We start from the raw sequence: 9,675 nt of genomic DNA, 5'->3' as shown, positions 1-9,675 counted from the left end.
TGCCCCGTCTCGGGGTGGTGGATGACCTGGGCGGGATAATCGTAGAGACGGGCGATGAGCGCCGGCGTGAGCACCTCGCTCGGGGAGCCGTCCGCCATCAGGCGCCCTTGCTCCAGCATCACCAGCCGATCGGCGTAGCGCGCCGCCAGGTTGAGGTCGTGCAGCACCACCAGCACGGCGGTATTGCGGGTGGCCAGGGCGCGGGCCATGGTGAGCAGCTGGTGCTGGTACTTGAGATCGAGGGCCGAGGTGGGCTCGTCGAGCAGCAGCAGCCGCGGCTGCTCGGGATCGGGCAGCCGTCCCGGCGACGGCTCCTGCCAGATCTGGGCCAGTACCCGGGCGAACTGCACCCGCTGGCGCTCCCCGCCGGAGAGGCCGGGGTAGAGGCGACCCGCCAGGTGCTCGACCCCGGCATGGGTCATGGCGGCCCGCACTATCTGGTCGCGGCGGCTGGCGGGCTCGCTGTGGGGCAGCCGCCCCATGGCCACCACCTCCTCGCACAGGAAGGGGAAGCTCAAGGACGAGCTCTGGGGCAGCACCCCGACCCTGTGGGCCAGGGCGTCGCCGGCCCAGCCCTGCCGCTCGCGGCCGAACAGGGAAATGCTGCCTTCATAGGCCAGCTCGCCGGTCAGGCACTTGAGCAGCGAGCTCTTGCCCGCCCCGTTCGGGCCGAGCAGGGCAGTCAGGCTGCCCCCATGCAGGTCGAGATCCAGGTTGTCCAGGATGAGGCGATTGCCCCGGGTGAGGTTGAGCCCGCGGCAAGCGAGCAGGGGGGATCCGGGCAAGGTGGCGTTCTCCTGTTACAGCGTCCGGCGACTCTTGATCAAGAGCCAGATGAAGAAGGGGGCACCCAGCAGGGCGGTGATGATGCCCACCGGCATCTCGGCCGGTGCCAGCAGGGTGCGGGCCAGCATGTCGGCCCCGAGCAGCAGGGCGGCGCCGAGCAGGGCACTGAGCGGCAGCAGCCTGACATGATTAGGTCCGGCCAGCAGCCTCACCAGGTGGGGCACCACCAGGCCGACGAAGCCGATCATGCCGGCCACCGCCACCGCCACGCCGACCCCGGCGGCAGTAAGCAGGATGAGACGCCGCTTGAGGCATTGCACATTGACCCCCAGATGACGGGCCTCACCTTCGCCCAGCAGTAGGGCGTTGAGGGGGTTGGCATCGCGCATGAAGAGCCACAGCAGGGCGACCAGGGTCAGCAGCGCCAGCCCCACGTCCACCGGCTTGCCGGCGGCCAGGGAGCCCATCTGCCACAGGCTCAGGTTGCGCAGCATCTGATCGTCAGCAAGGTAGGTGAGTAGCCCGATCACGGCCCCTGAGAGCGTCGTGATGGCAACGCCCGCCAGCAGCATGACGGTGACCGAGGTGCCCCCCTCACGGGTGCCCAGCAAGTAGACAAGGGTGGTGGTGAGCGCCCCGCCGAGGAAGGCGAGCAGGGGCAGCAGACCGAGGCCGAGCAGGCTCTGCAACTGCTGGCCGAGGGGGGCCAGCAGCACGATGGCCAGGGCGGCGCCCAGCGCCGCACCGCCGGAGACCCCTATGATGCCGGGGTCGGCCAGGGGGTTGCGAAATAGCCCCTGCATCACGGCGCCGCAGAGGCCGAGAATGCCCCCCACGGCGATGCACAGCAGGGTGCGTGGCAGGCGGATCTCCTGCACTATCAACAGCTTGTGTGCCTCTATCCCGCTCTCTTTGCCGGCGAACAGGGCCTGCAGACTCTCGGCGAAGGATAGCGACATGGGGCCGGTGGCAAGGGAGCCGACCAGCAGCAGGGCGAGCGTGCAGCCGGTGAGTGCGAGCAGCCAGGGCAGCGGCAGACGCATCATGAACCCTGCTTGATCCACTGGGCTATCTGATTGGCCTGCTGCAAGGATCTCAGGCTGAGCCCCCCTTGCAGGGCGTGACCGTCGATGGCGTGGATAGCCCTGTTCTTGCCTGCCGGTGTGGCGGCCAGGGCCGGCACCTGTGCCAACACGCTGTCGACGCTCTGGTATTGCTGCCAGTCACGACCGCTCACCAGCACCAGATCCGGTTGCAGTTCGATCAGGGATTCGGTGGAGACTGGCTTGTAGTCGTGCAAGCGGGCGACCGGGTTGACGCCGCCGGCCAGGGTCACCAGGGCGCTGGCGGTGGTATTGCCGCCGGCTATGCTGGTGGGTTGGCCCTTGTGCAGCAGCAGGAAGGCGACCCTGAGGGGCTTGTTCTGTTTCGCCTGGGCCGCCAGTTTGTCGCTCTGGACGGCGATCTCGGCCTTCAGCCTGGTGCTGGCGGCCTGATTGCCCAGCAAGCCGGCCAGGGCGTCGATCCGCTCGTTGAGGTTGGCCAGGGTGGGTGCCGTCGGCAGCACTGTCACCTCGACGCCGGCCCGGCGCAGCTGTTCCAGGGCCGGTGGCGGCCCCATCTCGTCGCTGCCGACCAGTCGGGTCGGGGCCAGGCTCAGTATCCCTTCGGCAGCCAGGGCGCGGTGGTAGCCGACTCTCGGCAGCCCCTTGGGTTCAGGGCTGCTGACGTCGGTGGCGACCAGGCTCTGCTCGCCCCCCAGGGCCATAATGAGCTCTGTGGTGGCCGGGCCTATGCTGACGATACGTTCCTGCGCGGCAGCAGGCAGGGAAAGGGCTGAACAGCCGAGCAGGCTGAGTGCGAGGGCAAAACGACGGCCCATGCGAACCTCCGAAGGGTGTATGAGAGTGGGATTGCCGCCGAGAATATCAAGCTCGTGAAAAAAATGCACTGATAATGAAAGCGATTATCAATTGCGTTAAGGGGGCCGCTTTATTACAGTATCCGCCGCGAGACCGAGTACCATCGCCAGATCATCCAGGGAGAACCGATGAGCATTGCACAACGCATTCATGCGCTGCTGGAACAAGATCCCAGCGCCCATCCTTCCAGCATCGCCACCGAGCTGGCCGTCAGCGAGTGGGAGGTGGTGCGCCACCTGCCCGCCGAGCTGATGACGCTGGTGCCGAGCGATCAGGCCGAAGCCCTGCTGGCGGATCTGGCCAGTTGGGGTCAGGTGACCACCATTGTGGAGTCTGACGGCTCCATCTTCGAGGTGAAGGCCCCCTTCCCCAAGGGCAAGACTGCCCGTGGCTACTACAACCTGATGGGTCGGGACGGCGAGATGCACGGCCACCTCAAGCTCGACAACGTGGTCGGCATTGCCCTGGTCAGCAAGCTGTTCATGGGCAAGGAGGGGCACTCCTTCCAGTTCTTCGGCCACAGCGGTCGCTGCATTTTCAAGATCTACCTGGGCCGTGACGAGCAGCGTCAGCTGCTGCCTGACCAGGTGGAGCGTTTCAAGGCCCTGCGCCACCAGTATCAAGAGGAAGTGAAAGCATGAGTGAACGTCAGGAGCGTCTGCAGAACCGTCTGCAACCGGAGATCCGCGAATTTCGTGACGGTTGCCGTACCCTGCAGCTCGCGACCGTGGATGGCGAAGGCAACCCCAATGCCAGCTACGCCCCCTTCGTGCTGCAGGAAGATGGCTACTATGTGCTGATCTCCGAGATAGCCCGCCATGCCCGCAACCTGCAACAGGTGCCCAAGGTCTCCCTGATGCTGATCGAGGACGAGACCGGCGCCCGCGAACTGTTCGCCCGCAAGCGACTCACCTTTGACGCCGTGGCCGAGGTAGTGGCGCGGGATGACGAGCGCTGGGGCAAGGCGATAGCGGCGCTGGAGGGGCGTTTCGGCGACATCGTCAAAGGGCTCTCCAACCTCAAGGACTTCGTGCTGTTTCGTCTCAAGCCCGAGCAGGGTCTGTTCGTCAAGGGCTTCGGCCAGGCGTTCCGGGTTTCCGGTGACGAGCTGGTGGACTTCGTCCATCTGGTGGAAGGGCACAAGCGCGTCGACAACGGCGCCGAGTTGACCAGCGAGACGGACGCACCCGTCTGAGGTGCGGGGTCATGAGATGAAAAACGGGCAGCCTGGGCTGCCCGTTTTGTTACCTGTCCCCCAATCGGGATCACTCCTGCCAGGAGGCCTTGTTGGGGAAGGCGTCGCGATCGGCCTGGGTGGCGGTCTCGTTGCACTCCCCCCGGATCTTCCAGGAGGTCTGGCTGAGGACTATGTAGCCGGTGCGACAATAGTTGCGCGCCGCCAGCGTCTCGGTCAGTTGCTCATCCTGCAGGGCCTCGCGGCGCTCCAGCAGGCTCTTGCTGTTGCGGCTCAGCCGGCTGTCATCCTCCTGCAACCGACTAGGCAGGACGTCGAGGGGAGCGGCTTCGAAGGTGAAGCGCTTGCTCCCCTCTTCGTTGATGTTGGTATGAAACAGGGGGGCCGGGCCGTCGGGCGTGGTGCCCGGCATTCCGGAGCAGGCCGTGATCGCCGGTAACAACAGCACAAGGGCAACGGCAGAGAATAGACGCACGCAAGACTCCAATCAGGTGATCACTTCAAGGCGGGCAGATTAGCACGCCAGCGCGGGTTGAGCCGCCTCGAGCAGCTGATCCGTGGTGAGCAGGGTTATGCGTCTGCCCTCGGGCAGGTCCAGATGCCGCCACATCCAGTTGTGGTGCTCGATGATCTGCTCGGCGCTCAGGTGGGGACGATCCGCTGTGGTGTGACCATCCTGCAACACCAGTACCTCAAAGCCATGGGCCGCGGCGCTGCGTACCGTGGTATCGACGCAAAAATCGGTGTTGCTGCCACAGAGGATCAGCCGGTCGACGGACTGCTCGGCCAACAGGAAGGCCAGCTCGGTCTCGAGGAAGCTGTCGCACGCCGTCTTGCGTACCCGGCTATCCCCCTTGGCGGGTTGCAGGGCCGGGTGCAGTTGCCAGCCCGGGGTACCGGGCTCCAGCTCGCCCCCTGGCAAGTCGTCATGCTGGACGTAGATGACCCGGCCATGTTGCTGTCTGACGTGGACCGCGGCCCGGTTGATGTTGGCCACTACCTGTGGCTGTTGGTGATGGGTCGCTTTCATGACCCCTTGCTGCACATCGATGATCAGTAACACGTCCATATTTTACCCGCCGTATCCTGGAAGATTAGGGTTGCAGCCACTGGCTGCAGTCACGGCTGCGGGATTGATGCAGCGCGCCCATATCTTGCTTCATTTCCGCTGCATTTAGCCAGCGTTCCGGCAGGGGGGCTATGTGCACCCGCACGTCGGCACTCCGTCCGGGGGCGGCCTTGCCATCCAGGGATCCAGTCTCAGGCACTACCAGGGCGACTCTCAGCGCCGGATTGCGGCTGGCGATGCGGCTCGCGATACCCAGTCCCCCCTCCACGTGGAAGTTGCCAGCGATGTGCATGATGCGCCGGCCGGGATGCTGCTTGAGATAATCGACCATGCTCTCGGCCATGGTGTCGTCCCAGCTGGTCTGGGCGGCGAAGCGGCGGGCATTGCCGTCCGCATCCCCATGGTGCAGGGAGGCCATGAACTTCTGGCGATAGGGGTCATCCCCCAGGGTGAGCTCGCGGGCGAGCTGGCTGCGGCGGCTGGCCGGCAGCTTGTCGAGCCACTCGGGCCCTTCCTGGCCGACACAGCTCACCAGCGGCTTGGGGGCGTTGGCGGCGATCACCGTCAGCTGCTGCGCCTTGGCAAATTCCACCAGGGGGCGGTAGTCGCTCGGGTAGTTGGGCCAGGCGTTGCCATCGCGGATCAGCGCCGCTTCACCGATGCGCCCGGCCAGATAAGCGTCCAGGGTGGACTGATCGGCGCGGCTGAACTGCTCCATGGAGAGCACCAGGCCTCGCCCATCCTGGCGGGATTGCTCGGCCAGCTCCGCCAGCAGGTTGGCCTGCAGCAGGTGCACGGCCGGATGGCTGTGCAGCTCGCCCACCAGCACTATGTCCGCATCCTTCACCCTGTCCACCGCCTGGGCGAGGCTGAGGGGCCTGTCGTCCGTCCCCTCGCCAAGCTGGTAGTGATAGAGGGTCTGGGGAGGCTGGCTCTGCGGCGGGGTGGCACAGGCGGCCAGCAGCAGGGGCAGGGCGAGCAGGGGGAGTCGTCGAGTCATGGCATCTCACTCACAAAGGCAGAGATTGGCAAAGGTACAGCACCATACGATGGCAGCATGGCGAGCAGGAAAAAAGAGGCGCTAGTGTAAAACCGGTTAGAAATAAAAGGAAATGAGAATGATTCACTTTATTATTGATCTTTGTGGCTGTCTGGGTAAGATGCCGTTCGGTTGATAATAATTCTCAATAAGGACTTTGCAGTGGCGCACAACAACCCCCCCTCTCTGATTGCCCTCGCCGTGGCGGCTGGGCTGGTATCCTCCGCCTTCGCCGCAGACAAGAAAACGGATGAAGTCATGGTCGTCAGCGGCTCCCGCATGGAGCAGAAGCTGGAAGACGTCTCCGGCCCCATCGCCGTCATCACCTCCGAGCAGATCGAAGAGCAGGTCGTCAGCAATGTCGCCGATCTGTTCCGTTATGAGCCGGGCGTGAGCGTGCAGGGCGGGGCGGGGGATGCCCAGACCTTCACCATTCGCGGCATGAGCGAGAACCGGGTCAAGGTGGTGCAGGACGGGGTGCGTCAGAACGATGCCTACAAGAATGGCGGTGTGGGCCAGACCTACTTCGACACCGACATGATCAAGCAGGTGGAAGTGGCCAAGGGGCCGGCGTCGGCGGCCTACGGCTCCGATGCCCTGGGGGGCGTCATCGCCATCACCACCAAGGATGCCGGCGACTTCCTCAAGGGGAAGGAGAGCTACCTGGACGCGACCACGGGCTATGCCTCCAGCAGCCACCAGAAGATGGCTGGCATCACGGGGGCGCTGCGCAGCGGCGAGTTCGAGAACCTGTTGCGCTACACCTGGCGCGACGGCGGGGTGACCCAGAACTACGACAGTGACAAGGACGAGTTCGACATCGTCAGCCAGGCGGTGCTGCTCAAGAGCAAGTGGAACCTCTCCGATGATCAGTTCCTGAAGCTGACGGTCGACTACTTCACCGAGGGGCAGGATCCGGATGCCATCGATCTGACCAAGGCGGGCTCCGTCTTCAACCAGCCGATCACCGATAAAGACACCGACAACCTCTCCCTGGTGCTGGATCACGGCCTGGCCCTGAACGCCCCCTGGGCGGATCGGATGGACAGCAAGATTTACTACACCCGCACCAAGCAGACCCTGGATCAGTACGCCTCCTCCAAGTATCCGGTCAACCCGGGCAATCCCTATGTGACCAAGAACTCCCTGGATCACAACGGCTTCGAGCAGGAGAGCCTGGGGGCTCAGGTGAAGTTCAGCAAGGCGCTCGTCAACCAGCGTCTGGCCTGGGGTGTCGAGTATGAGCACACCGACAACGAGCGTACCCGCTTCAAGGGGCCGACCGTCCCCGGTGACTTCGTCGGCTACAACGAGCTGAGCTTCCCGTCCACCACCAGCGAGCGCAGCGCGCTCTGGGCCTTCGACGAGATCAAGTTTGGCGAGCGCTGGGTGCTGACTCCGGGCGCCCGTTACGACTACTACAAGATGACCCCGGACGAGGATCCCGCCTACACCGGCGAGAACATGCAGAAGATCTCCGAAGGGGAGTTCTCCCCCAAGCTGGGGTTGGTGTTCAAGGCGCACGAGGCGGCCAATCTGTTCGCCCAGTACAGCCACGGCTTCAAGGCGCCCATGTATGACAACGCCTTCTCCACCCTGAACCACCAGGCCTACGGTTATCGCATCGAGCCGAACCCTAACCTCAAGCCCGAAAGCAGCGACGGCATCGATCTCGGGGTGCGCGGCAGCCGCGGCAGCTTCAGCTACGAGGTGGCGACCTTCTACAACCAGTTCGACGACTTCATCGAGCTGACCGCCGTGGGCACCGAAGGGCGCACCGCCATCTATCAGTACCAGAACCTGGACAAGGCCACCACCAAGGGGGCCGAGGTCAAGGCGGACTACTGGCTGAACGAGCTGGTCAACGTCTGGGGCAATCTGGCCTACATCGAGGGCAAGGACGGCGACGGCAACTACATCAACAGCCTGAGCCCGTTCAACGGCAGCCTTGGGGTGCGTCTGGAGCAGCCTAACTGGAACATCAACACCGCCCTGCGCTTTGCCGACGACATGGACAAGGTGGGCAAGGACGCCAGAGGCAACGACAACATCAAGAGCGCCGGCTGGGGCGTGGTGGATATCTACGCCCAGTTCAAGCCGATGCAGGATCTGCAGCTCAACGTCGGCGTCTTCAACCTGTTCGACAAGGAGTACGTCAGCTACGAGAGCATCACGGGCCTCGCCGCCAGCGCGGACACCAGCAACCAGACCGAGCCGGGCCGCAACCTGAGTGCAAGGGTCAAGTACGTGTTCTGATATTCGTCCATGACGATGATGAAGGGGCCCCAGGGCCCCTTCTCTGTTTCTGGCGGGCCGGCCTGAGTTGGCCCCAAAAAGAAACCCGCCAGGGGCGGGTAGAAGGATTGCAACACTCATCAGGAAGCGGTGTTATCCAGATAGACAGAGGGATGTGACAAAGGTTCAACTTTATTGATATTCATCGTTTTTATCTGCCCTTGCCCCTGGGGATCCCTGCGCCAAAATCGGTTATCATTTGTGCCCCTTGTCACGCTGCCGAGCCCCTATGCCCGCCTTCTCCTGGTTAGCCCTGTTCTTTGGCGCCTTCTACTTCGTCTACGGCGCCTATCTGCCGTTCTGGTCCCTGTGGCTCGAGGGCATAGGGGTGAGCGCCGAGCAGATAGGCTTGTTGCTGGGGGTCGGCATGGCCATCCGTTTTGCCGGCAACCTGATGGTGATGGGGCGGGTCAAGGGGGCAGGTCAGTTGCTGCCCGTCACCCGGCTGCTCTGCCTGCTGAGCCTGCTGGCGTTTCTGGGCTTCTACCTCAGCCACAGCCTCTGGTGGCTGGTGCTGCTGACCCTGGTGGCGAACTTCATCTACCCGACCCTGATGCCCATGGGGGAGGCGCTTGCCACCCGCATGGTGGTGCAGACGCACCTCGACTATGGCAAGGTGCGGCTGTGCGGCTCCTTCGCCTTTATCGTCGCCTCCACCCTGGTGGGCGCCCTGGTGAGCAACTTTGGCAGCGACTGGGTGCTGCACACCATGGTGGCGGGACTGCTGGCCATGCTGGCGCTGAGCGCGCTGCCGCTGCGGCCGGTGCCCCAGGAGCTCAAGGGGGAGCGGGCCCGGGCCTCCCTGCTCGTCACCCTCAAGTCAGCCCCGGTGCGCCGCTTCCTGCTCATTACCGCCCTGTTGCAGGGCAGCCATGCCGCCTACTACGGCTTCAGCGCCATGTACTGGAAGGGGGCGGGCTACAGCGGCACCCTGATCGGCTACCTGTGGGCCCTGGGGGTGGTGGCGGAGATCGCCATGTTTGCCGCGGACAAACGCTTCTTTCACCGCTTCGGGGCCCAGACCCTGTTTCTGGTGGGGGCCGTCGGTTGCGTGGTGCGCTGGGTGTTGCTCGGCGCCTCTACCGAGCTGGCGGTGCTGGTGCTGGGTCAGCTGTTGCACGGGGTCACCTTCTGCATCAGTCACCTCGGCGCCGTGCGCTTCATGACCCGCCAACTGCCCGCCGAGCAGCAGATCCCCACCCAGGCGCTCTATGCGGCGCTCGGCCTTGGCATGACGGTGGCCGCCCTGATGGCGATCTGCGGTGTGCTGTTCGAGCCGCTTGGTGGGGGGATTTTCTTCATCATGGTGCTGGTGGTGCTGCCGGTCTTCGTCCTGCGGCTGCGCGGGGAGCATGAGGGCGCCGCCTGA

The 9,675-nt window shown here is 64.4% G+C and carries 10 protein-coding genes; 4 read left to right on the top strand and 6 right to left on the bottom strand.

Translation table 11 applies throughout. The annotated features are described in order from the left end of the window. From BN1127_RS14570 to BN1127_RS14560, 3 genes are all read right to left on the bottom strand, one after another. On the bottom strand, window positions 1-785 hold a 785-nt coding region (locus tag BN1127_RS14570; RefSeq protein ID WP_042649928.1), incomplete at its 3' end, for a heme ABC transporter ATP-binding protein. A gap of 15 nt (window positions 786-800) precedes the next feature. Beyond that, on the bottom strand, window positions 801-1,832 hold the full coding sequence (locus BN1127_RS14565) for a FecCD family ABC transporter permease (protein WP_005329142.1): 1,032 nt from the start codon (window positions 1,830-1,832) through the stop codon (window positions 801-803). Continuing rightward, window positions 1,829-2,668 carry a heme/hemin ABC transporter substrate-binding protein gene (locus BN1127_RS14560; RefSeq protein ID WP_005329145.1) on the bottom strand — a complete coding sequence of 280 codons (840 nt, stop codon included), beginning with the start codon at window positions 2,666-2,668 and terminating at the stop codon, window positions 1,829-1,831. Before BN1127_RS14560 ends, BN1127_RS14565 begins: the two co-directional genes overlap by 4 nt. A 168-nt stretch (window positions 2,669-2,836) precedes the next feature. On the opposite strand from BN1127_RS14560, the gene hutX reads away from it, so the two are divergent. Continuing rightward, window positions 2,837-3,349 (top strand): heme utilization cystosolic carrier protein HutX, encoded by a 513-nt coding sequence (gene hutX / locus BN1127_RS14555; RefSeq protein ID WP_005329147.1) that lies wholly within the window; start codon window positions 2,837-2,839, stop codon window positions 3,347-3,349. Then, on the top strand, window positions 3,346-3,903 hold the full coding sequence (gene hutZ / locus BN1127_RS14550) for a heme utilization protein HutZ (protein WP_005329149.1): 558 nt from the start codon (window positions 3,346-3,348) through the stop codon (window positions 3,901-3,903). Before hutX ends, hutZ begins: the two co-directional genes overlap by 4 nt. Window positions 3,904-3,973: 70 nt before the next feature. Here the strand turns inward: hutZ and BN1127_RS14545 are convergent, their stop codons facing one another. Genes BN1127_RS14545 through BN1127_RS14535 form a run of 3 tightly spaced genes read right to left on the bottom strand, consistent with a single transcriptional unit; the run spans window position 3,974 to window position 5,972 of the window. Continuing rightward, window positions 3,974-4,378 (bottom strand): hypothetical protein, encoded by a 405-nt coding sequence (locus tag BN1127_RS14545; protein ID WP_025328092.1) that lies wholly within the window; start codon window positions 4,376-4,378, stop codon window positions 3,974-3,976. A gap of 39 nt (window positions 4,379-4,417) precedes the next feature. Next, window positions 4,418-4,972 carry a cysteine hydrolase family protein gene (locus BN1127_RS14540; protein WP_005329152.1) on the bottom strand — a complete coding sequence of 185 codons (555 nt, stop codon included), beginning with the start codon at window positions 4,970-4,972 and terminating at the stop codon, window positions 4,418-4,420. A 25-nt stretch (window positions 4,973-4,997) separates the two neighbouring features. Further along, entirely contained in the window at window positions 4,998-5,972 is a 975-nt protein-coding gene (locus BN1127_RS14535) for a ChaN family lipoprotein (RefSeq protein WP_041206321.1), read from the bottom strand. 201 nt (window positions 5,973-6,173) lie between these two features. Here BN1127_RS14535 and BN1127_RS14530 point away from each other — a divergent pair, with 201 nt between their 5' ends. Together BN1127_RS14530 and BN1127_RS14525 are read left to right on the top strand one after the other, a co-directional pair. Continuing rightward, complete coding sequence (locus tag BN1127_RS14530; RefSeq protein ID WP_042649927.1) at window positions 6,174-8,267, top strand: TonB-dependent hemoglobin/transferrin/lactoferrin family receptor; 2,094 nt, start codon at window positions 6,174-6,176, stop codon at window positions 8,265-8,267. 268 nt (window positions 8,268-8,535) lie between these two features. Further along, window positions 8,536-9,675: a 3-phenylpropionate MFS transporter gene (locus BN1127_RS14525; RefSeq protein WP_005330530.1), complete on the top strand. Its 1,140-nt coding sequence runs from the start codon at window positions 8,536-8,538 to the stop codon at window positions 9,673-9,675.

It is taken from the genome of Aeromonas media (genome assembly GCF_000819985.1).
In the GTDB taxonomy this organism is placed as follows: Bacteria; Pseudomonadota; Gammaproteobacteria; order Enterobacterales; family Aeromonadaceae; genus Aeromonas; species Aeromonas media.
This window is presented reverse-complemented; position numbering and strand designations above follow the sequence as displayed.